General features: G+C 64.1%; 29 protein-coding genes. 14 read left to right on the top strand and 15 right to left on the bottom strand.

Translation table 11 applies throughout. The annotated features are described in order from the left end of the window. Positions 1 to 19: 19 nt before the first annotated feature. The 3 genes from ACUXVH_RS00460 to betC form a co-directional block, all read right to left on the bottom strand. Positions 20 to 1,588 carry a SulP family inorganic anion transporter gene (locus ACUXVH_RS00460; protein ID WP_065364972.1) on the bottom strand — a complete coding sequence of 523 codons (1,569 nt, stop codon included), beginning with the start codon at positions 1,586 to 1,588 and terminating at the stop codon, positions 20 to 22. Between the two features lie 100 nt (positions 1,589 to 1,688). Further along, entirely contained in the window at positions 1,689 to 2,606 is a 918-nt protein-coding gene (gene choX / locus ACUXVH_RS00455) for a choline ABC transporter substrate-binding protein (RefSeq protein ID WP_011058419.1), read from the bottom strand. 17 nt (positions 2,607 to 2,623) lie between these two features. Then, positions 2,624 to 4,138 carry a choline-sulfatase gene (betC, locus tag ACUXVH_RS00450; protein ID WP_065364971.1) on the bottom strand — a complete coding sequence of 505 codons (1,515 nt, stop codon included), beginning with the start codon at positions 4,136 to 4,138 and terminating at the stop codon, positions 2,624 to 2,626. Between the two features lie 114 nt (positions 4,139 to 4,252). On the opposite strand from betC, the gene ACUXVH_RS00445 reads away from it, so the two are divergent. After that, positions 4,253 to 5,203, top strand: a complete 951-nt coding sequence (locus ACUXVH_RS00445) for a choline sulfate utilization transcriptional regulator (protein ID WP_065364970.1) — start codon at positions 4,253 to 4,255, stop codon at positions 5,201 to 5,203. Here the strand turns inward: ACUXVH_RS00445 and ACUXVH_RS00440 are convergent. Next, positions 5,200 to 5,865 carry an NAD(P)-dependent oxidoreductase gene (locus ACUXVH_RS00440; RefSeq protein WP_041774015.1) on the bottom strand — a complete coding sequence of 222 codons (666 nt, stop codon included), beginning with the start codon at positions 5,863 to 5,865 and terminating at the stop codon, positions 5,200 to 5,202. The two genes, ACUXVH_RS00445 and ACUXVH_RS00440, sit on opposite strands and share 4 nt — an antisense overlap. Positions 5,866 to 5,947: 82 nt before the next feature. Between ACUXVH_RS00440 and ACUXVH_RS00435 the strand changes: the two genes are divergently transcribed. Further along, on the top strand, positions 5,948 to 6,274 hold the full coding sequence (locus ACUXVH_RS00435; protein ID WP_065364969.1) for a DOPA 4,5-dioxygenase family protein: 327 nt from the start codon (positions 5,948 to 5,950) through the stop codon (positions 6,272 to 6,274). A 55-nt stretch (positions 6,275 to 6,329) separates the two neighbouring features. On the opposite strand, the gene ACUXVH_RS00430 is transcribed toward ACUXVH_RS00435, so the two are convergent. The 3 genes from ACUXVH_RS00430 to trpB all read right to left on the bottom strand — a co-directional run bounded on the left by ACUXVH_RS00430 (position 6,330) and on the right by trpB (position 8,927). Further along, positions 6,330 to 6,773, bottom strand: coding sequence for an anti-virulence regulator CigR family protein (locus ACUXVH_RS00430; RefSeq protein ID WP_065364968.1), 444 nt, complete (start codon positions 6,771 to 6,773; stop codon positions 6,330 to 6,332). Positions 6,774 to 6,894: 121 nt separating this feature from the next. Further along, on the bottom strand, positions 6,895 to 7,707 hold the full coding sequence (gene trpA / locus ACUXVH_RS00425) for a tryptophan synthase subunit alpha (protein ID WP_053154810.1): 813 nt from the start codon (positions 7,705 to 7,707) through the stop codon (positions 6,895 to 6,897). Further along, a complete protein-coding gene (gene trpB, locus ACUXVH_RS00420) occupies positions 7,707 to 8,927 on the bottom strand; it encodes a tryptophan synthase subunit beta (protein WP_011058426.1) in 1,221 nt (406 codons plus the stop codon). The genes trpA and trpB overlap by 1 nt, the downstream gene beginning before the upstream one ends. Positions 8,928 to 9,074: 147 nt before the next feature. Between trpB and ACUXVH_RS00415 the strand changes: the two genes are divergently transcribed. Beyond that, entirely contained in the window at positions 9,075 to 9,968 is an 894-nt protein-coding gene (locus ACUXVH_RS00415) for a LysR family transcriptional regulator (RefSeq protein WP_065364967.1), read from the top strand. Here the strand turns inward: ACUXVH_RS00415 and ACUXVH_RS00410 are convergent. After that, positions 9,965 to 10,291, bottom strand: a complete 327-nt coding sequence (locus ACUXVH_RS00410) for a DUF883 family protein (protein ID WP_011058428.1) — start codon at positions 10,289 to 10,291, stop codon at positions 9,965 to 9,967. The two genes, ACUXVH_RS00415 and ACUXVH_RS00410, sit on opposite strands and share 4 nt — an antisense overlap. 158 nt (positions 10,292 to 10,449) lie before the next feature. Here ACUXVH_RS00410 and ACUXVH_RS00405 point away from each other — a divergent pair, with 158 nt between their 5' ends. Together ACUXVH_RS00405 and ACUXVH_RS00400 are read left to right on the top strand one after the other, a co-directional pair. Then, positions 10,450 to 10,665 carry a dodecin gene (locus tag ACUXVH_RS00405; protein ID WP_011058429.1) on the top strand — a complete coding sequence of 72 codons (216 nt, stop codon included), beginning with the start codon at positions 10,450 to 10,452 and terminating at the stop codon, positions 10,663 to 10,665. A 134-nt stretch (positions 10,666 to 10,799) separates the two neighbouring features. Further along, on the top strand, positions 10,800 to 11,024 hold the full coding sequence (locus ACUXVH_RS00400; RefSeq protein ID WP_011058430.1) for a DUF1161 domain-containing protein: 225 nt from the start codon (positions 10,800 to 10,802) through the stop codon (positions 11,022 to 11,024). Positions 11,025 to 11,084: 60 nt separating this feature from the next. Here ACUXVH_RS00400 and ACUXVH_RS00395 read toward each other — a convergent pair whose 3' ends face one another. After that, entirely contained in the window at positions 11,085 to 12,086 is a 1,002-nt protein-coding gene (locus ACUXVH_RS00395) for an LLM class flavin-dependent oxidoreductase (protein WP_015633630.1), read from the bottom strand. A gap of 240 nt (positions 12,087 to 12,326) precedes the next feature. Here ACUXVH_RS00395 and ACUXVH_RS00390 point away from each other — a divergent pair, with 240 nt between their 5' ends. Both ACUXVH_RS00390 and ACUXVH_RS00385 read left to right on the top strand, forming a co-directional pair. Beyond that, positions 12,327 to 12,758, top strand: coding sequence for an OsmC family protein (locus ACUXVH_RS00390; protein WP_011058432.1), 432 nt, complete (start codon positions 12,327 to 12,329; stop codon positions 12,756 to 12,758). 156 nt (positions 12,759 to 12,914) lie between these two features. Next, a complete protein-coding gene (locus ACUXVH_RS00385; RefSeq protein ID WP_011058433.1) occupies positions 12,915 to 13,148 on the top strand; it encodes a DUF1161 domain-containing protein in 234 nt (77 codons plus the stop codon). A 6-nt stretch (positions 13,149 to 13,154) separates the two neighbouring features. Here the strand turns inward: ACUXVH_RS00385 and ACUXVH_RS00380 are convergent, their stop codons facing one another. Both ACUXVH_RS00380 and ACUXVH_RS00375 read right to left on the bottom strand, forming a co-directional pair. Then, on the bottom strand, positions 13,155 to 13,574 hold the full coding sequence (locus ACUXVH_RS00380) for a PA0061/PA0062 family lipoprotein (protein ID WP_011058434.1): 420 nt from the start codon (positions 13,572 to 13,574) through the stop codon (positions 13,155 to 13,157). A 42-nt stretch (positions 13,575 to 13,616) separates the two neighbouring features. Then, positions 13,617 to 14,030 (bottom strand): PA0061/PA0062 family lipoprotein, encoded by a 414-nt coding sequence (locus ACUXVH_RS00375; protein WP_011058435.1) that lies wholly within the window; start codon positions 14,028 to 14,030, stop codon positions 13,617 to 13,619. A 59-nt stretch (positions 14,031 to 14,089) separates the two neighbouring features. Between ACUXVH_RS00375 and ACUXVH_RS00370 the strand changes: the two genes are divergently transcribed. After that, complete coding sequence (locus tag ACUXVH_RS00370) at positions 14,090 to 15,199, top strand: aminopeptidase (protein WP_065364966.1); 1,110 nt, start codon at positions 14,090 to 14,092, stop codon at positions 15,197 to 15,199. A 28-nt stretch (positions 15,200 to 15,227) separates the two neighbouring features. Here ACUXVH_RS00370 and ACUXVH_RS00365 read toward each other — a convergent pair whose 3' ends face one another. Both ACUXVH_RS00365 and ACUXVH_RS00360 read right to left on the bottom strand, forming a co-directional pair. After that, positions 15,228 to 15,878: an HAD family hydrolase gene (locus ACUXVH_RS00365; RefSeq protein ID WP_065364965.1), complete on the bottom strand. Its 651-nt coding sequence runs from the start codon at positions 15,876 to 15,878 to the stop codon at positions 15,228 to 15,230. A 27-nt stretch (positions 15,879 to 15,905) separates the two neighbouring features. Beyond that, the gene (locus tag ACUXVH_RS00360) at positions 15,906 to 16,451 is read right to left on the bottom strand and encodes a gamma carbonic anhydrase family protein (RefSeq protein ID WP_047338214.1); all 546 of its coding nucleotides are present in this window, start codon (positions 16,449 to 16,451) and stop codon (positions 15,906 to 15,908) included. 102 nt (positions 16,452 to 16,553) lie between these two features. On the opposite strand from ACUXVH_RS00360, the gene prlC reads away from it, so the two are divergent. Further along, on the top strand, positions 16,554 to 18,605 hold the full coding sequence (gene prlC, locus ACUXVH_RS00355; RefSeq protein WP_011058439.1) for an oligopeptidase A: 2,052 nt from the start codon (positions 16,554 to 16,556) through the stop codon (positions 18,603 to 18,605). Continuing rightward, entirely contained in the window at positions 18,602 to 18,880 is a 279-nt protein-coding gene (locus ACUXVH_RS00350; protein ID WP_011058440.1) for a YheV family putative zinc ribbon protein, read from the top strand. The genes prlC and ACUXVH_RS00350 overlap by 4 nt, the downstream gene beginning before the upstream one ends. 119 nt (positions 18,881 to 18,999) lie before the next feature. On the opposite strand, the gene ACUXVH_RS00345 is transcribed toward ACUXVH_RS00350, so the two are convergent. After that, positions 19,000 to 19,659, bottom strand: a complete 660-nt coding sequence (locus ACUXVH_RS00345) for a phosphatase domain-containing protein (protein ID WP_019095605.1) — start codon at positions 19,657 to 19,659, stop codon at positions 19,000 to 19,002. Positions 19,660 to 19,951: 292 nt separating this feature from the next. Between ACUXVH_RS00345 and ACUXVH_RS00340 the strand changes: the two genes are divergently transcribed. From ACUXVH_RS00340 to ACUXVH_RS00330, 3 genes are read left to right on the top strand one after another with little or no spacing between them, the layout of a single operon-like run. Continuing rightward, on the top strand, positions 19,952 to 20,707 hold the full coding sequence (locus ACUXVH_RS00340) for a gluconate 2-dehydrogenase subunit 3 family protein (protein WP_041114967.1): 756 nt from the start codon (positions 19,952 to 19,954) through the stop codon (positions 20,705 to 20,707). A 2-nt stretch (positions 20,708 to 20,709) separates the two neighbouring features. Beyond that, entirely contained in the window at positions 20,710 to 22,494 is a 1,785-nt protein-coding gene (locus ACUXVH_RS00335) for a GMC family oxidoreductase (RefSeq protein WP_015633637.1), read from the top strand. Positions 22,495 to 22,506: 12 nt separating this feature from the next. Next, positions 22,507 to 23,811: a cytochrome c gene (locus ACUXVH_RS00330; protein ID WP_065364964.1), complete on the top strand. Its 1,305-nt coding sequence runs from the start codon at positions 22,507 to 22,509 to the stop codon at positions 23,809 to 23,811. A gap of 45 nt (positions 23,812 to 23,856) precedes the next feature. Here ACUXVH_RS00330 and ACUXVH_RS00325 read toward each other — a convergent pair whose 3' ends face one another. Next, complete coding sequence (locus ACUXVH_RS00325; protein ID WP_065364963.1) at positions 23,857 to 24,213, bottom strand: hypothetical protein; 357 nt, start codon at positions 24,211 to 24,213, stop codon at positions 23,857 to 23,859. Positions 24,214 to 24,412: 199 nt separating this feature from the next. Here ACUXVH_RS00325 and ACUXVH_RS00320 point away from each other — a divergent pair, with 199 nt between their 5' ends. Beyond that, positions 24,413 to 25,471, top strand: coding sequence for a PA0069 family radical SAM protein (locus ACUXVH_RS00320; RefSeq protein ID WP_011058445.1), 1,059 nt, complete (start codon positions 24,413 to 24,415; stop codon positions 25,469 to 25,471). Positions 25,472 to 25,542: the final 71 nt, after the last annotated feature.

The raw sequence follows: 25,542 nt of genomic DNA, 5'->3' as shown, positions 1-25,542 counted from the left end.
CGGCTCCTACGGATGGGGGTCAGTCTTCGAAGTGGATCGGACAGCGTTCCGGGCCTTCGAGCTTGATCAACTCTTCTTTCACCGCCTGCCGTGCCCGGCGCAGGATCAGGCTGCGCCCCTGGCGCCTGAGGCGGCGTGCTTCCTGGTGCAGCATCTCCACCCCTGAATAGTCGATAAAGTTGATCTGCCGTGCGTCGATCACCAGCCTGGGCGCGTGGCAGCGCTGCATGCGCACCTGCAGGTAATGGCTGGCGCCGAAGAAAATCGAACCGCCGACCCGCAGGATGTCTTCATCGCCTTCGCTGGACTGCTGCACCCGCGGTTGCGAAGTGCGCTTGAGGTAGAAGAACAGCGACGCCAGGACCCCGGCATAGATCGCGGTCTGCAACTCCAGGAGCAGGGTGGCGACGCAGGTCAGGCTCATCACCACGAACTCGGCGCGGCTGACCCGGAACAGCGCGCGAATGCCCCGGTGGTCCACCAGCCCCCAGCAGATCAGCAGGATGCTGCCGGCCATGGCCGGGATCGGGATATGGGCGATCAGCCCGGCGCCGGCCACGGCGAACAGCGCCACCCACAGCGCCGAGAACACCCCGGCCAGGGGCGAGCAAGCGCCGGCCTCGTAGCTCAACCCGGAGCGGGTGAAGGAGCCCGAGGACAGGTAGCCGGAGAAAAACGCCCCGACCATGTTCGACAGGCCTTGGGCGCGGACTTCCTGGTTGGCGTCCAGCAACTGTTCCGAACGTGCTGACAGCGAGCGGGCAATCGACAGGCTGGTGACCAGCCCGAGCATGCCCACCGCCACTGCGCTGGGCAGCAATCGCAGGATCAGTTCCAGGTCCAGGGGCAATGGGCTAAACGGCGGCAGCCGGCCGACGAAGGCGCTGACCAGTTGCACATGGCCAAACACCCCTGGCAGCAGCCATACCACCAGGGCACTGAACACCAGGCTCAGCAGCAGGCCGGGCCAGCGCGGCGCCAGCAGCTTGAAGGCGACCCCCAGCGCCAGGGTGCCCAGCCCCAGCAGCAGCGAAGGCCGGTCCACCTCGCCCAGGTGCTGCAGCAACTGGCTGAGGCTGTTGAGGGCAGTGGCCTGGTTCGGCAGTTCCAGCCCCAGCAGGTTGGGCAACTGGCCCAGGGCGATGACCACCGCCGCGCCGAGGGTGAAGCCCAGCACCACCGAGTGCGAGACGAAGTTCACCAGGGCGCCGAAGCGCAGCATTCCCAGCAGCCACTGGAAGACCCCGGCCAACAGCGTCAGGAGCAGGATCAGGGTGATGTAGTCCTCGGAGGCCGGCACTGCCAGGGGGCTGACGCTGGCATAGAGAACGATGGAAATCGCCGCCGTGGGGCCGCAGATCAGGTGCCACGATGAACCCCACAGGCAGGCGATCAGCACCGGGACTATGGCCGCGTACAGCCCGTACTCCGGGGGCAGGCCGGCGATCAGGGCATAGGCGATGGATTGCGGCAGAGCGAGGATAGCGCCGCTCAGGCCCACCAGCAGGTCACGGCCGACGCTGGCCAGGGTCTGGCGCGGCAGCCAGCTCAGCAAAGGCAGGAGAGATTGGCGGTCGGGCCAGGCCATGGTTCCTCACGGGTGGGTTGATTCGGTGGGCCAGGGTAAAGCATTGCCAGGCTTTGGGTGCAGGAGCCGGCTTGCCGGCGAATGGCCGGCGCACCTCGGGCTACAACCTGCTCTTCACCGCTGCCAGGGCCTCTTTGTCATCAATGGTTCGCACTCCCTCCAGCCATTGCTCCAGCACTGCCGGGTGGGCCTTGATCCAGGCCTTGGCGGCCTCGGTGTTGCTGAGTTTGCTGTTGACCACCGCGGCCATGATGCTGTTCTCCATCTCCTGGGTGAACCGCAGGTTGCCCAGCAGTTTGCCGACGTTCGGGCAAGCCTGTGCATAACCCTTGCGGGTCAGGGTGTAGACGCTGCCGCTGGCGCCGAAGTACTTCTCGCCGCCGGTCAGGTAGCGCATCTTCAACTGCACGTTCATCGGGTGTGGGGTCCAGCCGAGGAAGGTGATGAAGCGCTGCTTTTTCGTGGCCCGGGACACTTCGGCGAGCATTGCCTGTTCACTGGACTCGATCAGCTTCCACTGGCCCAGGTTGAACTGGTTGCTCTTGATGATTTCCTGCAGTGACAGGTTGGCCGGCGCGCCGGAGCCGATGCCGTAGAGCTTTTTGTCGAACTTGTCGGCGAACTTGTCCAGGTCGGCAAAATCATGCACTCCGGCCTCCCACACATAGTCCGGCACCGCCAGCGTGAACTCGGTCCCTTCCAGGTTCTTGGCCAGCTGGGTGACGTCGCCATTGGCCACGAACTTGTCATGGAAGCCTTGCTGCGCCGGCATCCAGTTACCCAGGAATACATCCACCCGGCCATCCTTCAGACCCCCGAAGGTGATGGGCACGGCCAGGGTGTCGATCTTCGCCTTGTAGCCCATGCCGTCCAGCAGGAAGCCGGTGATGGCATTGGTGGCGGCGATATCGCTCCACCCCGGGTCGGCCATCTTCACGGTCTCGCACGAGTCGGCCCAAGCGGATGCGCTGCCCAGGGCCAGAAGCCCGAGCGTCAGTGCTGTGGATAACCTTTGCATGCTTTTCCCCTTACGTTTTATTGGTTTTGGCAGGGTTGTGGATAACGGGCCTTGCGCTCCAGGTCATCGAGGTCGATGTGGTTGCGCATGTACTGCTGGCTGGCGTCTACCAGCGGCTGGTGGTCCCAGCTCTTGAGTTCGCCCCGGCTCAGCGCCTCGGCCACCAGCCGGCGGCGGCGCTGGCTGGCCAGGACCTGTTGGTGAATGCGCGGAATGTCCCACTTGGCCCGGGCCTCTGCCAGGAACGCGGCGAACAGCGGCCGATGCTCGGGCGACTGGCCAAGGTCGAAGCGCTCTTGCGGGTCGTGGTGCAGGTCGAAGAGTAGGCAGGGGTCGTCTTCGCTGTAGATGAACTTGTAGGCCCCGCGGCGAATCATCATCAGCGGGCCGATGGTGCCTTCGGCCATGTATTCGCCGAACACCTCGTCGTGCCCGCCCTGCCCTTGCAAGTGCGGGACCAGGGAGCGGCCATCCAGCGGCAGGTCGGGCTCGACCCGGCCGCCGGCCAGCTCTACCAGGGTCGGCAGCAGGTCGGCGGTGGAGACAGCGGCGCTGACCCGGCCGGCAGTGAACTGCCCCGGTGCACAGATCAGCAGCGGTACCCGGGCGGCCATTTCAAACCAGTGCATTTTGTACCAGAGGCCGCGCTCGCCGAGCATGTCGCCGTGGTCGCCGGAAAACACGATCAGCGTGTCGTCCGCCAGCCCGGTGTCTTCCAGGGTCTGCAGCAGCTTGCCGACGTTGCTGTCGATGTAGCTGCAGGCGCCGAAGTAGGCGCGGCGCGCGTCGCGGATCTTATCCACAGGCAAGGGCTTGTCCCACAGGTCGTAGACCTTGAGCAGGCGCTGGGAATGCGGATCCAGCTCGCTTTGGGGCGGGGTCTGCGGCAGTGGAATCTGGTCGTCGCGGTACAGGTCCCAGAAGGCCCTGGGAATGGTGTACGGATCGTGGGGGTGGGTCATGGAGACGGTGAGGCAGAACGGCTGGTCGCCGGCCTCGCGCACATGGTCGAACAGGTATTGCTGGGCCTTGAACACCACCTCCTCGTCGAAATCCAGCTGGTTGGTGCGTACACAGGGGCCGGCCTGCAGTACCGAGGACATGTTGTGGTACCAGCTGGGGCGCACATCGGGCTGGTCCCAGTTCACCGCCCAGCCATAGTCGGCGGGGTAGATATCGCTGGTCAGGCGCTCTTCATAACCGTGCAACTGGTCCGGGCCGCAGAAGTGCATCTTGCCCGAGAGCGCAGTGCGGTAGCCCAGGCGCCGCAGGTAGTGGGCGTAGGTAGGCACGTCGGCGGGGAAATCCGCGGCGTTGTCGTAGGCGCCGATCCGGCTGGGCAACTGGCCGCTGACCAAAGTGAAGCGCGAGGGTGCGCACAAGGGGCTGTTGCAGTAGGCGGCGTCGAAGACCACGCCCTGGGCGGCCAGCCGGCTGAGGTGAGGCAGCTTGATCGGCGAGGATCCGTAGAACGGCAGCAAGGGGGCGGCCATCTGATCGGCCATGATGAAAAGAATGTTCTTGCGCTTCATGGATTCGCGGCATTCCATAGTCGATGGTTATGCGAAAGTGCTGCAATCGAGCATGGATCCCATGCCGTTGGTGGTAAAGCCCATGTACAGCAATGACTAGGATAAGCAAAGCTTATGTATGAAGCCCTTGGCGACCTGTCCCTGGACCTGCTCCGAGTGTTCGAAGCAGCCGCGCGCCTGCGCAGCTTCACCGCCGCGGCGGTGGAACTGGGCACCACCCAGCCGGCTATCAGTCAGCAGATCAAGCGCCTGGAGGAACAGCTGGGGGTGCGCCTGTTCGACCGCATCTACCGGGGCATCGAGCTCACCGAGTCTGCAGCCTTGTTGCTGGATCAGGTCCAGGCCGGCCTGCAGAGCATCGATGCCGGCCTCAGCGCCCTCAGCCAGCAGCATCAGCATGAGGTGCTGCAGGTGGCCACGGATTTCGCTTTCGCCGCCTATTGGCTGATGCCCCGCCTGCATCGCTTTCATGAGGCCAACCCCCAGGTGGATGTGAGCCTGGTCACCAGCGAGCGCAGCCACAGCATGCTGCGCAGCGATATCGACGTGGCGGTGCTGTTCGGCGACGGGCGCTTCAGGCAGGGGGAAAGCCACTGGCTGTTCAGCGAAGAAGTGTTTCCGGTGTGCAGCCCGCTGCTGCTCAAGGACCGCGTTGCGCCGCTGCCCGCCCCTTCCCTGCTGGAACTGCCGCTGCTGCACCTGCGGGGTGAAGGCAGCAACCACTGGTTCGACTGGAGCGGGGTATTTCGCGAGCTGGGCCTTGCGGGTGCGCCGGCCCCAGGGCAATTGCGCTTCGACAATTACACCCTGCTGATCCAGGCAGCCATCGGCGGCCAGGGCGTGGCCATCGGCTGGCGTCACCTGGTGGATGACCTGCTGGAGCAGGGCCTGCTGTGCCGGCCCATCGCCGAGAGCGCGCTGTCCGCCTACGGCTATTACGTGGTGCTGCCCCAGCGCAAGCGCCGCGGCCCGCTGATCCAGCGTTTCGTCGACTGGCTGATGAGCGAGCAGGCCGGCAGCGCCCAGAGCCTCAAGGGGCTGGCGCTGCCGTCCATTGCCCGCTAGGTGGCGGCCTGGGGTTGGGTGGCGATGAAACTCACATGCTCGCGCAGGTGCAGATTCAGGCGCAGCTCGTCGCTGATGCCGATTGCCACGCCGTTGAGCCGTCGCAGCGGCTCGGCAAGCCCCGGCTCGAGGCTGTCGCCAACCTGGTTGAAATGCTCGATACCCAGCCCGGCCACGCCCCGCGGCGCGTTGATCAGGGTCCAGTCCAGCGCGCTGCTGCGCAGTGCATCGAGGATTTCCTGCGCGGCATGGTGAGGCAGGCTGGTGCTGGAGGGCGGGTTGTCGAGAACGCTGAACTCCCCCACCAGCATCAACCTACGGATGCCGGCGCCCTGCATGCCTTCGATCAGGGCATCCACTGCCCGTACCTGGTTCACCGGGTCGGGGGCCTGGCCGGGCGTGGTGCTGCCGGGCAGATCGGGGGCATCCAGCAGGCAGATCACCGCCGAGCTACCGGCTACGCTCTGCTTGACCCGGTCCGGGTCGAACAGGTCGCCGCCCTTGGCGCGCAGGCCTGGGCGCGGGGCCAGTGCGGTGAGGTCGTCGAGAATGGCGATCACCTCATGCTGGCGCCTCAGGCTCTCTGCCATCAACGCACTGCCCAGGCTGCTCATGGCACCATAGAGCACCAGTTTGACCACCGGAGTTTCGGCATTTTTCATGGCCTGGCTTCCTTATTTTCCACAGGTACCGGTTGTGACCTGTGGCGAGCCTTGAGGGTTCGTCTTGATTGCGAGGGTTTGCATGCAACGGATCAAGGGCTACCACGCCCATGTCTACTTTGACGCCAGCACCATCGACCAGGCCCGGGCCTTGTGCGAGCAGGCGGCGCAGCTGTTCGAACTGAAAATGGGTCGGGTCCACGAGCGGCCGGTGGGGCCGCATCCGGACTGGAGCTGCCAGTTGGCGTTCGGCCCCGAGGTGTTTGCCCAGGTGGTGCCGTGGCTGGCCCTCAATCGCCAGGGGCTGGTGGTGTTCCTGCATCCGGATACCGGTGATGACCTGCTGGACCACACCGACCATGCGATCTGGATGGGGGCTATGCGGCCACTGGACCTGAGGGGGTTCTGAGGGCGGCGGACCGCCGGCAAGCCGGCTCCTGCAGGGGCCGGCCGGTCGGGTGAGGTCAATAGAGCACGCCGTCGAGGATCTCGTAGACGATGCCGGTGCCCACGGCGATCAGCACGATGTCGCCCCCCATGCGTCGCCATTCGTACCCCGGGTACACCGGCAGGCGCGACAGGGCCCGGGGCTCCAGGCGTTCGCCGTAGTAGCCGCGCGGCAGTGGCTGGCCGCGCACTAGGTGGATGCCGGGAGGCGGCGGCGCGCCCCGGACGAAGTAGCCGTGGTTGTCGCGGATGGTCTGGCGCACCGGGCCGAAATCCCGTGGCGGGCCGCCGCGGCGATCATCCCCCGGGCCACGGTGCTCGTTGCCACGGTTGTCCCAATGGCCCTGTTGTGGCCCGCCACGATCATAGCCGCCGCGCTCGTCGGCCATGACCTGCAGCAACGGGCTGGCGCTGAGCATCAGCACCGCGGCACCGGCAATCAGACGTTTGGGCATTTTCATCAGGTATTCCTCGCAACACACACAGCAAAAAGGGGTTCGCCACCTTGGTCGCGAACCCCCGGGTCTTGCTGTTTAGTCTGTGTCTCGAGGCGCTAATTCCTCTGTATCAGGAACTTTACCCTCAGCTGACGCGGGCCTTACGTACGCCCTCGGACAGCGCCGCACACAGGCTCAGCACCCCATCCACCGCTTGCTCGGAAGACTCGGCGCTGGCGATGTGGTCGATCAGCGCCGAGCCCACTACCACGCCGTCGGCCAGGCGAGCGATGGCGGCTGCCTGCTCCGGAGTACGGATGCCGAAACCGATGCTGATGGGCAGGTCGGTGTGGCGACGCAGGCGGGCCACGGCTTCTTCCACGTGTTCCAGGGTGGCGGCACCGGCACCGGTGACCCCGGCCACGGAAACGTAGTAGACGAAACCGGAGCTGCCGTTGAGCACCTTGGGCAGGCGGGCGTCGTCGGTGGTCGGTGTGGTCAGGCGGATGAAGTCGATGCCGGCGGCCTGGGCCGGGTCGCACAGTTCGCTGTTATGTTCCGGCGGCATGTCCACCACGATCAGGCCATCGACACCGGCGGCCTTGGCGTCGGCGATGAAGCGCGGCACGCCGTAGTGGTGGATCGGGTTGAAGTAGCCCATGAGCACCAGCGGGGTGTCGCTGTTGCCTTCGCGGAACTCGCGAACCATCTGCAGGGTTTTCGCCAGGTTTTGCTTGGCCCCCAGGGCACGGATGTTGGCCAGCTGGATCGCCGGGCCGTCGGCCATCGGGTCGGTGAAGGGCATGCCCAGTTCGATCACGTCGGCGCCCGCTGCGGGCAGGCCCTTGAGGATCGCCAGGGAGGTGTCGTAGTTCGGGTCGCCGGCGGTGACGAAGGTTACCAGGGCGGCGCGGTTTGCTTCCTTCAGCTCGGCAAAACGGGTTTGCAGGCGGCTCATCAGTGTTTCTCCTGCTGGGACTGTTGCATGTGGTGCATCACGGTCTGCATGTCTTTGTCGCCACGGCCCGAGAGGTTGACCACCATCAGGTGATCCTTGGGCAGGTTCGGTGCCCGCTTGAAGACTTCGGCCAGGGCATGGGCGCTTTCCAGGGCCGGGATGATGCCTTCCAGGCGGCAGCACTGGTGGAACGCGGCCAGGGCTTCGTCGTCGGTCACCGAGGTGTATTCGACGCGGCCGATATCGTGCAACCAGGCGTGTTCCGGGCCGATGCCGGGGTAGTCGAGGCCGGCGGAAATCGAGTGGGCGTCGATGATCTGGCCATCGTCGTCCTGCAGCAGGAAGGTGCGGTTGCCGTGCAGTACGCCGGGTACGCCGCCGTTGAGGCTGGCGGCGTGCTTGCCGGTCTCGATGCCGTAGCCGGCGGCTTCGACGCCGATGATCTCGACGCTCTTGTCGTCAAGGAACGGGTGAAACAGGCCCATGGCGTTGGAACCGCCACCGATGCACGCCACCAGGCTGTCCGGCAGGCGGCCTTCCTGGGCTTGCATCTGCTCGCGGGTTTCCTTGCCGATGACCGCCTGGAAGTCGCGGACCATGGCCGGGTACGGGTGCGGGCCGGCGACGGTGCCGATCAGGTAGAAGGTGCTGTCGACGTTGGTCACCCAGTCACGCAGGGCTTCGTTCATCGCGTCCTTCAGGGTGCCGGTGCCGGCCACCACCGGGATCACTTCGGCGCCCAGCAGCTTCATGCGAAATACGTTGGCCTGTTGGCGCTCGATGTCGGTGGTGCCCATGTAGATCACGCAATCCAGGCCAAAACGCGCGGCCACGGTGGCGGTGGCCACGCCATGCATGCCGGCGCCGGTCTCGGCGATGATGCGTTTCTTGCCCATGCGCCGCGCCAGCAGGATCTGGCCGATGCAGTTGTTGATCTTGTGCGCGCCGGTGTGGTTCAGCTCTTCACGCTTGAGGTAGATCTTGGCGCCGCCGCAGTGCTCGGTCAGGCGTTCGGCGAAGTACAGCGGGCTGGGGCGGCCCACGTAATCGCGCTGGAAGTAGGCCAGCTCCTTGAGGAATTCGGGATCTTCCTTGGCCTTTTCGTATTCGCGGGCCAGGTCGAGGATCAGCGGCATCAGGGTTTCGGCCACGTAACGGCCGCCGAATGCGCCGAACAGGCCGTTGTCGTCAGGGCCATTGCGTAATTGGGACTGGGTCATTGCAGCGCTCCCGGGGGAAGTTTGGAGAAAGAAGGCCTGGTGGAAAGACCGCTTCGTAGAAACACAATGGAGCCCACTCTACCCCTGACATCCGATGCTGAAAACCGATAAGATCGCCGCAACCTGTCAGAAAAACTCACAGATAAAATGAGCCGCGACCTGCCTCCCCTGAATGCCCTGCGGGCCTTCGAAGCCACTGCCCGGCTCAATAGCGTCAGCCACGCGGCCGAACAGCTGCACGTCACCCACGGCGCGGTCAGCCGGCAGTTGAAGGTGCTTGAAGAACACCTGGGGCTGAGCCTTTTCGTCAAGGAAGGCCGTGGCCTTAAACTCACAGATGCCGGCATTCGCCTGCGCGATGCCAGCAGCGAGGCCTTCGAGCGCCTGCGGGATGTCTGCGCCGAGCTGACCCAGGGCAGCGCCGATGCGCCCTTTGTCCTGGGCTGTTCCGGAAGCCTGCTGGCGCGCTGGCTGATCCCGCGCCTGGGGCGCCTGAACGCCGACCTGCCGGACCTGCGCCTGCACCTTTCGGCCGGTGAAGGCGACCTCGACCCCCGGCGCCCGGGCCTGGATGCCTTGCTGGTCTTTGCCGAGCCGCCCTGGCCGGCGGACATGCAGGTCTATGAACTGGCCAGCGAACGCATCGGCCCGGTGCTCAGCCCGCGCTACGCCGGTTATCCACGCCTGCGGCAGGCGCCGGCTGGCGTCCTGGCCAGCGAGGCCCTGCTGCACACCACTTCCCGCCCCCAGGCCTGGCCCAGTTGGGCACGGCGCAACGACCTGAATCCCGAAACGTTGAAGTACGGGCAGGGTTTCGAGCATCTGTATTATTTGCTGGAGGCGGCCGTGGCGGGCCTGGGGGTGGCAATTGCCCCGCAGCCGCTGGTGGCCGAGGACTTGCTGGCGGGCAGGCTGGTTGCGCCCTGGGGTTTTTCCGACACCCCGGGGCAACTGGCGCTGTGGTTACCCAAGCGCGCCGCGGATGGGCGCGCCCGGCAATTGGCGCAGTGGCTGGAAAACGAACTGCGCCAGCAGCTTTAGTCGCCGCGCTTGCACAGCAGATAGGCGGCCAGCAGGCCGATGGCACCCACGGCGACCCCGGCGGTGGTCCAGGGGTGTTCCTGGGCATAGTCGCGGGTCGCGATCCCGGTTTCACGGGTTTTCACTTTGACTTCTTCATAGGCATCGCTGAGCAGGCTGCGCGAATGCTTCAGCGCGCTTTCGGCATTGCTCTTGAGCGCCTTGAGGGTCTTGCGCGACTCGTCGGACGCATCGTCCTTCAGGCTTTCCAGCGATTTGAGCAGGCTGGAGATCTCGGCTTCCATACTTTCCAGTGAGGCTTTGCGTAACGAGGTGTTGGCCATGTCGGCTCTCCTGCAGGGTGGTGAATGGGCTGTGTAGGTTCCGACTGCGGCGTGTTGGGAAAGTGCAGAAAATCTGAACTTAGCCTTGGGCGCAGGCGCCACAAGTAATAAGAAAAATCACTGCTAGGCTGTAATTCACAGCTAAAAAGGAGAGCACCATGACTGATCATCACACTTACAAGAAAGTCGAACTGGTGGGTTCGTCGCCGAACAGCATCGAAGATGCGATCAACAACGCGCTGGCGGAAGCGCACAAGAGCATCAAGCACCTGGAATGGTTCGAAGTGACTGAAACCCGGGGCCATATCAAGGACGGCAAAGCGGCGCATTTTCAGGTCACGCTCAAGGTGGGCTTCCGAATTGCCAATAGTTGAAGGCTTGAGCTAGGCTCTGGAACTTGTGCGCTGGCCGAGTGCCATAGGAAATGGCAAAGCGCTACAAGTGTCTTGAGCCTCTGTCAGGCAGGCGTCAATGCCGCCTCTTTTGATCCGACCAGGGAATGTGACCGATGAAAAAACTAGTATTAGCTGCTGCTTTGTTGAGTCTTGCGGGAACAGCCCTTGCCGCTGGCAAGCCGTGCGAAGAACTCAAGAGCGAGATTGCCGCCAAGATCGACGCCAACGGCGCCACGCACTACTCGCTGGAAGTGGTGGACAAGGGCGCGGCGGCGGATGGCAAGGTAGTCGGCTCCTGCGAAGCCGGTACCAAGGAAATTGTCTACAAGCGCGGTTGAGCCTTGTGGATGGTCAAAAAAAAGCCGACGCAGAACGTCGGCTTTTTCATGCCTGTCGTTTCAGCCTTTCATTACCTGTGACAGCAGCTCGTAGGAGTGCAGCCGATCGGCGTGTTCGTACAGATCGCAGGTGAAGATCAGCTCATCGGCTCCGGTCTGCTCGATCAGCACCTGCAGCTTGGCGCGGATTTTCGCCGGGCTGCCGACCATCGCCAGGCCGAGGAAGCTGGCGACCGCTTCCTTCTCATGGGGTAGCCACAGGCCGTCCATGCTTTGCACCGGTTTGCGCTGGACCAGGCTCTGGCCACGCATCAGCGCCAGGATGCGCTGGTACACCGAAGTCGCCAGGTAATCGGCCTGTTCATCGGTGTCGGCTGCCACCAGCGGCACGCCAAGCATCACATAGGGCTTGTCGAGCACCGCCGAAGGCTTGAAGTGGTTGCGGTAGACGCGAATCGCCTCGTGCAGGTAGCGCGGTGCGAAATGCGAGGCGAAGGCGTAAGGCAAGCCCCGTTCCCCGGCCAGTTGTGCACTGAACAGGCTGGAGCCCAGTAGCCATACCGGCACGTTGGTGCCGGTGCCCGGCATGGCGATCACCCGTTGTTCGGGGGTACGCGGGCCCAGGTAGGCCATCAGTTCGGCCACGTCCTCAGGGAAATCGTCGGCGCTGCCGGAACGTTCCCGGCGCAGGGCGCGGGCGGTCATCTGGTCGGAACCCGGGGCGCGGCCCAGTCCCAGGTCGATGCGCCCCGGGTACAGGCTTTCCAGGGTGCCGAACTGTTCGGCGATCACCAGGGGCGCGTGGTTGGGCAGCATGACCCCGCCGGAACCGACACGAATGGTCGAAGTACCACCCGCCAGGTAGCCGATCAGCACCGAGGTAGCGGAACTGGCGATACCGTCCATGTTGTGGTGCTCGGCGACCCAGAAGCGCGTGTAACCGAGCTTCTCCACATGCTGCGCCAGGTCCAGGGAGTTGCGCAGGGACTGCCCCGGGCTGCCGTTTTCACGCACGGGCACCAGGTCGAGGGTCGAGTATTTAACAGCGGACAGCGGTTTCATAAGCCTGCTTCTCCTTGGGGTGCGCAGGCTTTTGTCATGAGCCAAAACCTGCCGAAGTCTGTAAGTCAGATCTATGCAATGTGGGCATATACCCGAGTTTCAATAGCCTGAGTGAATTTGTCGGGTAAACGGGCATCGGCGACAACGGCTGAACTTTGCCATCGGATCTATCCTCAGAACCCTTAGGCAGCAAAAAACATCAGGGTGCGAACTTTCGCACCGGTTCTTGAGGAGAAAGCGATGAGCATCAAAAAGAAAGCCTCGGCGCACTGGGAAGGCGACCTGAAAACCGGCATTGGCTCGATCTCGACCGAAACCGGCGTGTTGCGTGAGGCGCCCTACGGCTTCAAGGCGCGTTTCGAAGGCGGCAAGGGCACCAACCCGGAGGAACTGATTGGCGCGGCCCACGCGGGCTGTTTCTCCATGGCCTTTTCCATGATCCTTGGCGAGGCCGGGCTCAAGGCGGACAGCATCGACACCCAGGCAGAAGTGACCCTGGACCAGGTCGATGGCGGCTTTGCCATTACCGCGGTGCACCTGATCCTCAAGGCGAAGATCCCCGGTGCCAGCCAGCAGCAGTTCGATGAGCTGAGCAAGAAGGCCAAGGAAGGGTGCCCGGTGTCCAAGGTGCTCAACGCCAAGATCAGCCTGGATGCGACGCTGCTGAGTTGAGGCAACTGCTTGGCCGGAAAGCCGGCTCCTGCACCGGTCCGTAGGAGCGGGCTTGCCGGCGAATGCGCCTGTGCGGCGGACAAGCACCTGTGGTCGAATACGCGACTGCGGCTTCAGCGCACCCCCGTGTGCACCGCAGCAAGGGAGCTTTAGATCATGAAACGTTTTGCCTTGGCGGTTGTTAGTTGTGCGCTGGCCACATCGGCCCTGGCCGCGCCCAAGCCCTGCGAGGAACTCAAGGCCGAGATCGAAGCCAAGATCCAGGCCCAGGGCGTACCTTCCTACACCCTGGAAATCGTCACCAACGACGAGGTCCACGACAACAACATGGTGGTAGGCAGCTGTGAAAACGGCACCAGGAAGATCATCTATCAGAAGAACGATCGCTGACCCGACTCAGGGCACGCAGTTGATCATGCGCTCCTCGGCGACTATTTCGCGCTGGGCGTTGTACAGCCGGGCGCTGGGGGTGAACCCCAGGTTGCGCGCCTCCAGGCGATAGCGCTGGCCGGCCTGGAAATGGTCGTAGCGCAGGCTCAGGTAGCACAGGCGCTCCTGGGGATCGTTGTTCATGCCCATGCCGCCGGCGAACACTTCGAAATCGAAGCGCACCATCAATTCGTGGCTGCCGGGGCTGACCTGGAAGAAGCGCCCGTCGTCCAGGCGCTGGTTGTCCAGGCGTTCGGCCATGACCAGCTTGCCCCCGGGCGTCGGGGTGGCCAGGTCGATCCAGGCCTGTTGCGGATCGACGCCCGGCAGGGGCGTAGTGCAGGCGCTGAGGGTGCCAAGGGCGAGAAACAGTAGAAATGGACGCATGACTGGGGCCGAGTGAGCGAGAGGCCCTCAGCATAGCGCCGTTCAACTGCGCTGGCAGCCTGCCGGCCGGGCTTTGTCGAGCAGGGTGTGCTGCTCGTCGTAGAGCCTGGCCCAGGGGTGGAAACCGATGTTCCCGGCCTGTACCTGGTAGCGCTGGCCGGCACCGAAATCCTTGAATTTCACGTTCAGCTGGCAATCGCGCCACAGCGGCTCGGCGTCTGGCCCGATGTTGCTGGGTTGCACGGCGAACTGGTAGCGCAGGGTCAGTTCATGGCTGCCGGGCTGGACCTGGAAATAGCGCGGATCATCGATGTTCTTGGCGTCCACCTCCAATGCCTGCAGGTGGGTGTCCCGGGGCGGAGCCAGGTCGACCCAGGCCTGGGCCGGGTCGGGGTCGGGCAGGCCGGCGCAACCGCCGAGGGTCAGCAGGCCGGTGGTCAACAGCAACACGCGCATGGCGAAACTCCAGGCTGGCGAGATAGTCTTGCGGACAGACTCTCTGTGGATGATTCGATTTGACTAGGCCGTGTTCAAGCCATGGGTTACTTGATCCTCTTTTACGGCTTTTGTTTCCGGCACTGATGCTTTTGCTGCTCAACGGTTGCAGCAGCGTCGGTTATTACAGCCAGCTGGCCAGTGGCCAATTGCAGCTGCTGCGAGCCCGTGTGCCGGTGGCGCAAGTCGTCGCCGACCCGAGCCGCGATGCGAGCCTGCGCGCCCATCTGGCCCAGTCGCAGCAGGCACGCCGCTTTGCCAGCGAGCACCTGCACCTGCCGGACAACCGCAGCTATCGGCTGTACGTCGACATCGGGCGGCCCTATGTGGTGTGGAACGTGTTCGCCACCCCGGAGTTTTCCCTGAACCCGCAAACCCACTGCTTTCCCATTGCCGGTTGCGTGGCTTACCGCGGCTATTACAGCCAGGGCGCGGCCCGGGGCGAGGCGGCGTTGCAGCAGTTGAAGGGCATGGACGTGGCGATCGGCGGGGTCGAGGCCTATTCCACCCTGGGCTGGTTCGACGACCCGATCATCAGTTCGATGATGCACTGGGGCGACGAGCGCCTGGCGACTCTGATCTTCCACGAGCTGGCGCACCAGCGCTTCTATGTGAAGGACGACACCGAGTTCAACGAGTCCTACGCCACCTTCGTCGAGCAGGAAGGCACCCGTCAGTGGCGCGCCTATCGCGGGCTGGCGCCATTGAGCGACGGCGAGTTGCGCCAGCGTGACCAGTTCACCCAGCTGGTGCTCGATACCCGCAAGCGCCTGGAGCAGCTGTATGCCCTGCCCTTGCCCGCCGAGCAGATGCGCCAGCGCAAGGCCGCGGAGTTCGAGCGCATGCGCAGCGAGTATCGGCAGTTGCGCGACAGCCAATGGGCGGGTTCCAAGCGCTATGACGCCTGGATCAACACCCCGCTGAACAACGCCCGGCTGCTGCCCTTCGGCCTGTATGACCAATGGGTGCCGGCGTTTGCCGCCTTGTTCATGCAGGTGAAGGGGGACTGGCCGGCATTCTTCGCCGCCGTGGAGACGCTGGGACGTTTGCCGGCCGAGGAGCGCAAGGCGGCCCTGATCCGGTTGCAGGACACCGTCGCCCTGGCGCCGGCTCCTGCTTCGGGCCTGTAGCAGCCGGCTTGCCGGCGAAGCCTCTGCCCTAACGCGGCAAAAACGCCTGGTGCAGCTCGCCCAGGGTCTGGAAGTGATAGGCCGGGGCTTCGGCAGTCAATTCCTCATGGCTGCCAAAGCCATACCCCACCGCCGCCGCGTCCAGCCCGTTGCGCCTGGCGCCGATCAGGTCGTGCTTGCGGTCGCCGATCATCAATGTGCTGGCAGGGTCGAGTTGCTCCTGCTCCAGCAGATGGGCGATCAGCTCCACCTTGTCGGTGCGGGTGCCGTCCAGTTCGCTGCCGTAGATCACCTTGAAGTGCTTGGCGAAGTCGAAGTGACGGGCGATCTCCCGGGCGAAGATCCAGGGCTTGGAGGTCGCGATGTACAGTTGCCGCCCTTGCCCGCCGAGGGTTTCCAGCAGCGGCGTGACGCCATCGAAGACGCGGTTTTCATACAGGCCGGTGACCTTGAAGCGTTCGCGATAGAAGTTCACCGCTTCCCAGGCCCGGGCCTCGTCGAAGCCGTAGAACTGCATGAAGGCCTGCAACAGCGGCGGGCCGATGAAGTGCTCCAGTTTGCTCAGGTCCGGCTCGTCGATGCCCAGTTTGCCCAGGGCGAACTGGATCGAACGGGTGATGCCCTCGCGAGGGTCGGTGAGGGTGCCGTCGAGGTCGAACAGTACGGTTTGGTAATGCATGGGGATTCCTGGGCTGTGCAAGGGGGGTCAGGGCCGGTCGTAGCCTTCGGCCAGGTGCAGGTCCTTGAGCTTCACGTAGTTGGCGGCGCTGTAGGTGAAGAAGGCGCGCTCCTTGTCGGTCAGCGGGCGCGCCTGCCTCACCGGGCTGCCGACATACAGGAAGCCGCTTTCCAGGCGCTTGCCCGGCGGCACCAGGCTGCCGGCGCCGACTATCACATCGTCCTCCACCACCGCGCCATCCATGACAATGCTGCCCATGCCGATCAGCACCCGGTTGCCGATGCTGCAACCGTGGAGCATGACCTTGTGGGCGATGGTCACGTCGTCGCCGATCAGCAGCGGGAAGCCGTCGGGGTTGAACGGGCCGGCGTGGGTGATGTGCAGCACGCTGGCGTCCTGCACGCTGGTGCGCGCGCCGATGCGGATGCGGTGCATGTCGCCGCGGATCACGGTCAGCGGCCAGACCGAGCTGTCGGCGCCGATTTCCACGTCGCCGATGACCACCGCCGAGTGGTCGACAAAGGCCCGCTCGCCCAGGTTCGGGGTGTGGTTCTGGTAGCTGCGAATGGCCAAGTGCGAATGCCTCTCTGAGATTTATTAATGGGGGCTATAGCTGCGGTGGGCGTCGATTGTAATTAAGATGGCTCAATGTTTCTTCCAGCCAAGGTGCCCACCGTGAGTGTGAACAACCCTCTTCTGCAGCCCTACGACCTGCCGCCGTTCTCGGCGATCCGCGCCGAGCATGTGCAACCGGCCATCGAACAGATCCTGGCTGACAACCGCGCCGCCATCGCTGACATCCTCAAGACCCAAGCCACCCAGCCGACCTGGGCTGGCCTGGTGCTGGCCATGGACGAGCTCAATGATCGCCTGGGCGCTGCCTGGAGCCCGGTCAGCCACCTCAACGCAGTGTGCAACAGCGCCGAACTGCGTGAAGCCTATGAGGCCTGCCTGCCGGCCCTGAGCGCCTATTCCACGGAAATGGGCCAGAACCGCGAGCTGTTCCAGGCCTTCGACGCCCTGGCCAAGAGCCCGGAAGCCGCCGGTTTCGACGTGGCGCAGAAGACTATCCTCGAACACTCCCTGCGGGACTTCCGCCTGTCGGGCATCGACCTGCCGCCCGAGCAGCAAAAGCGTTATGCCGAGGTGCAGAGCAAGCTTTCCGAGCTGGGCAGCCGGTTCTCCAACCAGCTGCTGGATGCCACCCAGGCCTGGACCAAGCACATCACCGACGAAGCCGCCCTGGCCGGCCTGACCGACTCGGCCAAGGCGCAAATGGCTGCCGCCGCCCAGGCCAAGGACCTGGAAGGCTGGCTGATCACCCTGGAATTCCCCAGCTACTACGCAGTGATGACGTACGCCCAGGACCGTGCCCTGCGCGAAGAAGTCTATGCCGCCTACAGCACCCGCGCGTCGGACCAGGGCCCTAACGCCGGTCAGAACGACAACGGTCCGGTGATGGAAGAAATCCTCGACCTGCGTCAGGAGTTGGCCAAGCTCCTGGGTTTCGCCAGCTTCTCCGAGTTGAGCCTGGCCACCAAGATGGCCGAGTCCAGCGACCAGGTGCTGAGCTTCCTGCGGGACCTGGCCAAGCGCAGCAAGCCGTTTGCCGCCCAGGACCTGGAGCAGCTCAAGGCCTACGCCGCCGAACAGGGTTGCCCCGACCTGCAAAGCTGGGACAGCGGTTTCTACGGCGAGAAGCTGCGTGAGCAGCGCTACAGCGTTTCCCAGGAAGCCCTGCGCGCCTATTTCCCCATCGACAAGGTGCTGAGCGGGCTGTTCGCCATTGTCCAGCGCCTGTACGGCATCGAGATCGCCGAGCAGAAAGGTTTCGATACCTGGCACCCGGACGTGCGCCTGTTCGAGATCAAGGAAAACGGCCAGCACGTCGGCCGCTTCTTCTTCGACCTCTATGCCCGCGCCAACAAGCGCGGCGGTGCCTGGATGGACGGTGCCCGCGATCGCCGTCGCACGCTGGACGGGGTATTGCAAAGCCCGGTAGCCAACCTGGTGTGCAACTTCACTCCGGCGGTCAGCGGCAAGCCGGCCTTGCTGACCCACGATGAAGTCACCACCCTGTTCCACGAATTCGGCCACGGCCTGCACCACCTGCTGACCCGGGTCGAGCACGCCGGAGTGTCCGGGATCAACGGCGTGGCCTGGGACGCCGTCGAGCTGCCGAGCCAGTTCATGGAAAACTGGTGCTGGGAGCCGGAAGGCCTGGCACTGATCTCCGGCCACTATGAAAGCGGCGAACCGCTGCCCCAGGACCTGCTGCAGAAGATGCTGGCGGCGAAGAACTTCCAGTCCGGGCTGATGATGGTGCGCCAGCTGGAATTTTCCCTGTTCGACTTCGAACTGCACGCCACCCACGGCGACGGCCGCAGCGTGCTGCAAGTGCTGGAAACCGTGCGCGACGAAGTCTCGGTGATGCGCCCGCCGGCCTACAACCGCTTCCCCAACAGCTTCGCGCACATCTTCGCCGGCGGTTACGCCGCGGGGTACTACAGCTACAAGTGGGCGGAAGTGCTGTCGGCCGACGCCTTCTCCAGGTTCGAGGAAGAGGGTGTGCTCAATTCGGCCACCGGGCGTGCGTTCCGCGAGGCGATCCTGGCCCGTGGCGGCTCCCAGGAGCCTATGGTGCTGTTCGTCGATTTCCGCGGACGCGCGCCGTCGATTGACGCACTCTTGCGCCACAGCGGCCTCAGCGAGGACGCGGCAGCATGAGTGACGCACCCGTGAAGACCAAGAAACGCTTTATCGCCGGGGCGGTATGCCCGGCGTGCAGTGAGCAGGACAAGCTGATGATGTGGAGTGAGGACGATGTGCCTCATCGCGAGTGTGTGGCCTGTGGCTACTCCGACACCCTCAACGAACAGGGGCTGTCGGTGCCCAAGGAACTCGGGACCCGGGTCAACAGCGCGACGCCCAAGGTGGCGGACATCAAGGTGCAATCGGTGCAGTTTTTCCCCAACCCCAAGTTGAAGAAAAAGACTGACTGACCCCGCAGTAAAAAGCCGGCTCCCCCGTAGGAGCCGGCTTGCCGGCGAAGCGATTCGCCCCCCTTCTTTCGATCCCTGGGTTTTCGCAAGCAGGCTCGCTCCTACACAGGGTGTGGCGCTCAGTTGCTCAGCGGCTTGGTCGCGCTCACCGTCTCGAACCAGCTCTTCACCGAACAGGTGGCGAATACGCTGGTGCTGCAATCGCCATTGGCCAGGGCGGTGCGCAGTTTGTCGACATCGGCCTGCATCATGTAGCGAATGCCATCCTTGAAGTGGGAACTGTCGCCGTACCCACCCTGGGTCATTTCATTCAGCGCTTCTTCTTTGCTCCAACCCTGGATCACCACCCGGTACATGGCCGACATCAGGCCGGTGCGGTCCGAACCATGCTTGCAGTGCATCAGCACCGGGCCTTGGGCTTCGGCGCTCTGGATCGCGCGCAGGGCCTTGAGCACATCGGCGTCGTCCACATGGTTGGTGCGATAAGGCAACTGCACCTGGTTGATGCCCGGTGCCGACAGCCAACTGGCGTCGGATTCCGGCAGGAAGTTGATCACCGTTGCCACCTTGAGCTGCTGCAGCAGCGGCACCGCGCCTTTGTCCGGCAGGGCGCTGCGATACAGGGTCGGGGACATCTGGTACAGGTTGTACTGCTTTTCCACTGGCTGCGCCCATTGGTCCGGGCGGCTGGAGGGGGCCTCTGCGGCTTGTACCTGTGGCCCGGCCAGCAGCGCCAGCAACGACAGGCAAAGGGCCGGGATGAAACGAATGCTCGACATGCGCGGGATCACCGATGAGGGGATTCAATGCCGCGCAGTATCGATTTGCCGGGGTCAAAGCCCCGTGAGCCCTCTGTCAAAGAATCGTGAAGCTGATCCGCTTTTTCCGGCGATTTCTGATCTTTTTTCCGCCTGAAACGATTCATCTGGATGCTTAGCCTGCTACCATTTGTAACTAAAGTTTGCTGATGTGTTCATAAAACCGGGTCTTCCCGGCCTTTTGCGTTGCCAAAACACAAAGTCGCGCCATGACGCGGCTGACCAATCCATCAATGCCTGATGAGGTGCACCCATGTCTGATCAAGATCGAGACAACCCGCGGCGTGAGTTCTTGCGTAAATCCCTGACCTTGATCCCTGTGGTCACCGTCGCCAGCACCGGCCTGGGCGGCTCCCTGCTGGCGGCTGCACCTGAAACGGCCGCCGCTGCCACACCAGCCACGCCGGGCAAGCAGCCCGCCGGCAGCGGCCAGGGCTATGAGCCGGGCTATTTCACCGCCGAGGAGTGGGCCTTCATCAAGGCCGCGGTGGAACGCCTGATCCCTGCCGATGAAATGGGCCCGGGCGCCCTGGAAGCCGGCGTGCCGGAATACATCGACCGGCAGATGAATACCCCCTACGCCGCTGGCGCCCTGTGGTACATGCAAGGCCCGTTCAAGGCCGATGCCGCACCGGAGATGGGCTGGCAGAGCAAACTGGTGCCCAAGGACATCTATCGCCTGGGCATTGCCGCCACGGATGCGTGGTGCAAAGAGCTCAAGGGGCAAACATTTGCTGCGCAAGACAGCGCTACCCGAGACGACTTGCTCAAGCAACTGGAGGCCGGAACCCCGCAGTTCGACGCGGTCCCGGCCAAGCTTTTCTTCAATCTGCTGTTGCAGAACACCAAGGAAGGCTTCTTCAGCGATCCGATCCACGGTGGCAATAAAGGCCTGGTGGGCTGGACCCTGATCGGCTTTCCCGGCGCTCGCGCCGATTTCATGGATTGGGTGGAACGCAACGAGCAATACCCCTTCCCGGCTGTATCGATTCGCGGCGAGAGGGCTTGAGCATGGCAACAGTGATGAAGAAGGTCGACGCAGTGATCGTCGGTTTCGGCTGGACCGGCGCGATCATGGCCAAGGAACTGACCGAGGCCGGGCTCAATGTGCTGGCGCTGGAACGCGGGCCGATGCAGGACACCTACCCGGATGGCAACTATCCCCAGGTGATCGACGAACTCACCTACAGCGTGCGCAAGAAACTCTTCCAGGACATTTCCAAAGAGACGGTGACCATCCGCCACAGCGTCAACGACGTGGCCCTGCCCAACCGGCAACTGGGGGCCTTCCTGCCGGGCAATGGCGTGGGCGGCGCCGGCCTGCACTGGTCCGGGGTGCACTTTCGGGTCGACCCCATCGAGCTGCGCATGCGCAGCCACTACGAAGAACGCTACGGTAAGAACTTCATCCCCAAGGACATGACCATCCAGGACTTCGGCGTCAGCTATGAAGAGCTGGAGCCGTTCTTCGACTACGCGGAAAAGGTCTTCGGCACTTCGGGCCAGGCCTGGACCGTGAAGGGCCAACTGGTGGGCGACGGCAAGGGCGGCAACCCTTATGCGCCGGATCGCTCGGACCACTTCCCGCTGGAATCGCAGAAGAACACCTATTCCGCACAGCTGTTTCAGAAAGCGGCCAATGAGGTGGGCTACAAGCCCTACAACCTGCCGTCGGCCAATACCTCGGGGCCTTACACCAACCCCTATGGCGCACAGATGGGGCCGTGCAACTTTTGCGGCTTCTGCAGCGGCTACGTCTGCTACATGTACTCCAAGGCCTCGCCCAACGTGAACATCCTGCCGGCCCTCAAGCCGCTGCCGAACTTCGAGCTGCGGCCCAACTCCCACGTGCTCAGGGTCAACCTCGACAGCAGCAAGACCCGCGCCACCGGCGTCACCTACGTCGATGGCCAGGGCCGCGAGATCGAGCAGCCGGCGGACCTGGTGATCCTCGGTGCCTTCCAGTTCCACAACGTGCGCCTGATGTTGCTGTCGGGCATCGGCAAGCCCTACGACCCGATCACCGGCGAAGGCGTGGTGGGCAAGAACTTCGCCTACCAGAACATGGCCACCATCAAGGCCTACTTCGACAAGGACGTGCACACCAACAACTTCATCGGCGCCGGCGGCAACGGCGTGGCGGTGGACGACTTCAACGCCGATAACTTCGACCACGGCCCCCACGGCTTTGTCGGCGGCTCGCCGATGTGGGTCAACCAGGCCGGCAGCCGGCCCATCGCCGGCACCTCGAACCCACCGGGTACCCCGGCCTGGGGCAGTGCCTGGAAGAAAGCCACCGCCGACTACTACACCCACCAGGTGTCGATGGACGCCCACGGCGCGCATCAGTCCTACCGGGGCAACTACCTGGATCTGGACCCGGTGTACCGCGATGCCTACGGCTTGCCCCTGCTGCGGATGACCTTCGACTGGCAGGAAAACGACATCAAGATGAACCGCTTCATGGTGGAGAAAATGGGCAAGATCGCCGAGGCGATGAACCCCAAGGCCATCGCCCTGCTGGGCAAGAAGGTCGGTGAGCACTTCAACACTGCGTCCTACCAGACCACCCACTTGAACGGCGGCGCGATCATGGGCACCGACCCCAAGACCAGCGCGCTGAACCGCTACCTGCAAAGCTGGGACGTGCACAACGTCTTCGTGCCCGGGGCTTCGGCCTTCCCTCAAGGCCTGGGCTACAACCCTACCGGCCTGGTGGCGGCGTTGACCTACTGGTCGGCCCGGGCGATCCGCGAGCAGTACCTGAAAAACCCCGGCCCGCTGGTTCAGGCATAAGGAGCGATGACCATGAAAGCACTCGTTATCGCCACCCTGGCGCTGCTGGGCAGCGCAGCCGCCAATGCTGCCGAAGCGGATCAGCAAGCCCTGGTGCAACAGGGCGAATACCTGGCCCGCGCCGGTGACTGCGTAGCCTGCCATACCGCCAAGGACGGCAAGCCGTTCGCCGGCGGGCTGCCGATGGAGACCCCCATCGGCGTGATCTATTCCACCAACATCACCCCGGACAAGACCGGCATCGGCGACTACAGCTTCGAGGACTTCGACAAAGCCGTGCGCCATGGCGTGGCCAAGGGCGGCAGCACCCTGTACCCGGCCATGCCATTTCCCTCCTACGCCCGAGTCAGCGACGCCGACATGCAGGCGCTGTATGCCTACTTCATGAAGGGCGTGGCACCGGTGGCCCGGGACAACCAGGACAGTGACATTCCCTGGCCCCTGAGCATGCGCTGGCCGTTGTCCATCTGGCGCTGGATGTTCGCCCCGAGCGTGGAGACCCCGGCACCTGCGGCTGGCAGCGATCCGGTGATCAGCCGTGGTGCCTACCTGGTGGAAGGCCTGGGCCACTGCGGCGCCTGCCACACGCCACGGGCCCTGACCATGCAGGAGAAGGCCCTGAGCGCCAGCGATGGCAGCGACTTCCTGTCTGGCAGCGCGCCGCTGGAGGGCTGGATCGCCAAGAGCCTGCGTGGCGATCACAAGGATGGCCTGGGCAGCTGGAGCGAAGAGCAACTGGTGCAGTTCCTCAAGACCGGTCGCAGTGATCGCAGCGCGGTGTTCGGCGGCATGAGCGATGTGGTGGTCCACAGCATGCAGTACATGACCGACGCAGACCTGACGGCGATTGCCCGCTATCTCAAGTCCCTGCCGGCCAATGACCCCAAGGACCAGCCGCACCAGTACGACAAGCAAGTGGCCCAGGCCCTGTGGAACGGTGACGACAGCAAGCCGGGCGCGGCGGTGTACATCGACAACTGCGCGGCCTGCCACCGCACCGACGGCCACGGCTACACCCGGGTGTTCCCGGCGCTGGCGGGCAACCCCGTGCTGCAATCGGCGGATGCCACCTCGCTGATCCATATCGTGCTCAAGGGCGGCACCTTGCCAGCGACCCACAGCGCGCCTTCGACCTTCACCATGCCGGCCTTCGCCTGGCGTCTGTCGGACCAGGAGGTGGCCGATGTGGTCAACTTCATCCGCAGCAGCTGGGGCAACCAGGCCTCGGCGGTGAAGCCCGGGGATGTGGCGGCGCTGCGCAACGGCGACTTGCAGAGCATCTCCAACGACGACCTGGGGCAGGTCACCAGCCACTAGCCCCAAGGCCGGCGCTCGCTGCGGGCGCCGGCCCGGGATGGCCGTTCAGCCCTGGGTGAAGCGCTGGATGCCCAGGCGGCTTTCCAGTTGATAGCCGGCGATGCAGTCCGCCAGCCCGGCGGTCATCAGGTCTTGCCAGCTTGCGGGGAGCAGGCCGATGCCGTCGTGGCAGGGGCTCCAGCGCACCTCGGCGAACTTCGGGTCCGCTTCATCGAAGGGTTGCTGGCCGTTCACAGTGGCCTTTTCGATGTCCTGGGTGCACAGCTCGAATTCGCAGGCCACTCCCCACAACTGCCCGTCGGGGGCCCTGACGATGATCAGGTCGGCACCTTGTTCGTAGCTGGGGAGGTAGGCCTCTGCGGCGTAGAAAATCTTTTCCAGCGTGCCGGGTGTCCTGGGCATGCTTGTGCTCCTGTTCTTTGAGCCTGCCTTATACCCTAACGCCACACGCCCGCAGTAGCCGGCTTGTCGGCCAAGGATGCGGGACGCCTTGTGTCGCACTGGGGAACGTCCGCTGGCAGGGGTGGGTTTCGGTCCGAAGGTGCTGGTCAGGTAAATCCGGCTCCATTACTGTATGTGCATACAGTTATGGAGTGCTTCCATGTTCAACCCCCTGCCTCCCCGTGGTCGCGGTACCGCGAGCAATCCGCACAACCGTTTTGCGCCCAATCGTTCGGTGGCCGAGGATGATGGCTGGTACCAGGAAGTGCCGTTGACCCAGGGCACCGAGGTGCGCTTTGAAACGGCCAAGTCGATCATCACCCGCAACAGTTCGCCGGACCTGCCCTTCGACCGCTCCATCAACCCCTATCGCGGTTGCGAGCACGGTTGCATCTATTGCTACGCGCGGCCCAGCCACGCCTATTGGGACCTGTCCCCGGGGCTGGATTTCGAAACCAAGCTGATCGCCAAGAGCAACACCGCGGCCTTGCTGGAACAGCAACTGTCCAAGCCCGGCTATCGCTGCGCACCGATCAACCTGGGGTCCAATACCGATCCCTACCAGCCCATCGAGCGCGAACAGCAGTTGACCCGGCGCACCCTGGAGGTGCTGCTGCGCTATCGACACCCTGTGACCATCGTCACCAAGGGCTCGTTGATCCTCCGGGACCTGGACCTGCTGAGCGAGCTGGCGCGCCAGCGCCTGGTGGCGGTGATGATCAGCCTGACCACTTTGGACGATGAGTTGAAGCGCATTCTCGAGCCCCGGGCGGCGGCGCCCAAGGCGCGCTTGCGGGCCATCCGGGTGATGCGCGGGGCGGGCATCCCGGTGGGCGTGCTGTGTTCGCCGATGATCCCGATGATCAACGACAGCGAGCTGGAAAGCCTGCTCAGCGAGGCCCATGCCGCAGGGGCGCAGAGCGCGGCCTACATGATGCTGCGCCTGCCCCTGGAAGTGGCGCCGCTGTTCGAGGAGTGGCTGGCGGCGCATTACCCGCAAAGGGCGGCCCATGTGCTCAGCCTGATCCGCCAGAGCCGTGGCGGTGAGCTCTACGACAGCCGTTTTGGTGCCCGCATGCGCGGTGAAGGGCCCTTCGCCGATCTGCTGGCCCAGCGTTTTGCCAAGGCGCTCAAGCGTCTGGGGCTCAACCGTCGCGAGGGTTTCGATCTCGACTGTTCAGCCTTCTGTCCGCCGGGCGGGCAGATGTCGTTGTTGTGAGCGGCATTGGCCTATCGTTGAGTAGTGGGCGCAGCGTTCCCGAGGTACTCTGGTCGCCTTTTGCCATCGCT

The organism is Pseudomonas sp. 8(2025), assembly GCF_052665325.1.
This window is presented reverse-complemented; position numbering and strand designations above follow the sequence as displayed.

What these genes read in the sequence shown, in the direction of transcription:
- ACUXVH_RS00380 (WP_011058434.1), bottom strand. Translation starts at nt 13,574, where the DNA reads ATGCGTCCATTTCTACTGTTTCTCGCCCTTGGCACCCTCAGCGCCTGC.
- betC (WP_065364971.1), bottom strand. Translation starts at nt 4,138, where the DNA reads ATGAAGCGCAAGAACATTCTTTTCATCATGGCCGATCAGATGGCCGCC.
- ACUXVH_RS00460 (WP_065364972.1), bottom strand. Translation starts at nt 1,588, where the DNA reads ATGGCCTGGCCCGACCGCCAATCTCTCCTGCCTTTGCTGAGCTGGCTG.
- ACUXVH_RS00320 (WP_011058445.1), top strand. Translation starts at nt 24,413, where the DNA reads ATGTTCAACCCCCTGCCTCCCCGTGGTCGCGGTACCGCGAGCAATCCG.
- ACUXVH_RS00345 (WP_019095605.1), bottom strand. Translation starts at nt 19,659, where the DNA reads ATGTCGAGCATTCGTTTCATCCCGGCCCTTTGCCTGTCGTTGCTGGCG.
- ACUXVH_RS00400 (WP_011058430.1), top strand. Translation starts at nt 10,800, where the DNA reads ATGAAAAAACTAGTATTAGCTGCTGCTTTGTTGAGTCTTGCGGGAACA.
- ACUXVH_RS00430 (WP_065364968.1), bottom strand. Translation starts at nt 6,773, where the DNA reads ATGAAAATGCCCAAACGTCTGATTGCCGGTGCCGCGGTGCTGATGCTC.
- ACUXVH_RS00395 (WP_015633630.1), bottom strand. Translation starts at nt 12,086, where the DNA reads ATGAAACCGCTGTCCGCTGTTAAATACTCGACCCTCGACCTGGTGCCC.
- ACUXVH_RS00335 (WP_015633637.1), top strand. Translation starts at nt 20,710, where the DNA reads ATGGCAACAGTGATGAAGAAGGTCGACGCAGTGATCGTCGGTTTCGGC.
- ACUXVH_RS00325 (WP_065364963.1), bottom strand. Translation starts at nt 24,213, where the DNA reads ATGCCCAGGACACCCGGCACGCTGGAAAAGATTTTCTACGCCGCAGAG.
- ACUXVH_RS00405 (WP_011058429.1), top strand. Translation starts at nt 10,450, where the DNA reads ATGACTGATCATCACACTTACAAGAAAGTCGAACTGGTGGGTTCGTCG.
- choX (WP_011058419.1), bottom strand. Translation starts at nt 2,606, where the DNA reads ATGCAAAGGTTATCCACAGCACTGACGCTCGGGCTTCTGGCCCTGGGC.
- ACUXVH_RS00435 (WP_065364969.1), top strand. Translation starts at nt 5,948, where the DNA reads ATGCAACGGATCAAGGGCTACCACGCCCATGTCTACTTTGACGCCAGC.
- ACUXVH_RS00340 (WP_041114967.1), top strand. Translation starts at nt 19,952, where the DNA reads ATGTCTGATCAAGATCGAGACAACCCGCGGCGTGAGTTCTTGCGTAAA.
- ACUXVH_RS00390 (WP_011058432.1), top strand. Translation starts at nt 12,327, where the DNA reads ATGAGCATCAAAAAGAAAGCCTCGGCGCACTGGGAAGGCGACCTGAAA.
- trpB (WP_011058426.1), bottom strand. Translation starts at nt 8,927, where the DNA reads ATGACCCAGTCCCAATTACGCAATGGCCCTGACGACAACGGCCTGTTC.
- ACUXVH_RS00330 (WP_065364964.1), top strand. Translation starts at nt 22,507, where the DNA reads ATGAAAGCACTCGTTATCGCCACCCTGGCGCTGCTGGGCAGCGCAGCC.
- ACUXVH_RS00385 (WP_011058433.1), top strand. Translation starts at nt 12,915, where the DNA reads ATGAAACGTTTTGCCTTGGCGGTTGTTAGTTGTGCGCTGGCCACATCG.
- ACUXVH_RS00415 (WP_065364967.1), top strand. Translation starts at nt 9,075, where the DNA reads ATGAGCCGCGACCTGCCTCCCCTGAATGCCCTGCGGGCCTTCGAAGCC.
- ACUXVH_RS00445 (WP_065364970.1), top strand. Translation starts at nt 4,253, where the DNA reads ATGTATGAAGCCCTTGGCGACCTGTCCCTGGACCTGCTCCGAGTGTTC.
- trpA (WP_053154810.1), bottom strand. Translation starts at nt 7,707, where the DNA reads ATGAGCCGCCTGCAAACCCGTTTTGCCGAGCTGAAGGAAGCAAACCGC.
- ACUXVH_RS00375 (WP_011058435.1), bottom strand. Translation starts at nt 14,030, where the DNA reads ATGCGCGTGTTGCTGTTGACCACCGGCCTGCTGACCCTCGGCGGTTGC.
- ACUXVH_RS00350 (WP_011058440.1), top strand. Translation starts at nt 18,602, where the DNA reads ATGAGTGACGCACCCGTGAAGACCAAGAAACGCTTTATCGCCGGGGCG.
- ACUXVH_RS00410 (WP_011058428.1), bottom strand. Translation starts at nt 10,291, where the DNA reads ATGGCCAACACCTCGTTACGCAAAGCCTCACTGGAAAGTATGGAAGCC.
- ACUXVH_RS00365 (WP_065364965.1), bottom strand. Translation starts at nt 15,878, where the DNA reads ATGCATTACCAAACCGTACTGTTCGACCTCGACGGCACCCTCACCGAC.
- ACUXVH_RS00440 (WP_041774015.1), bottom strand. Translation starts at nt 5,865, where the DNA reads ATGAAAAATGCCGAAACTCCGGTGGTCAAACTGGTGCTCTATGGTGCC.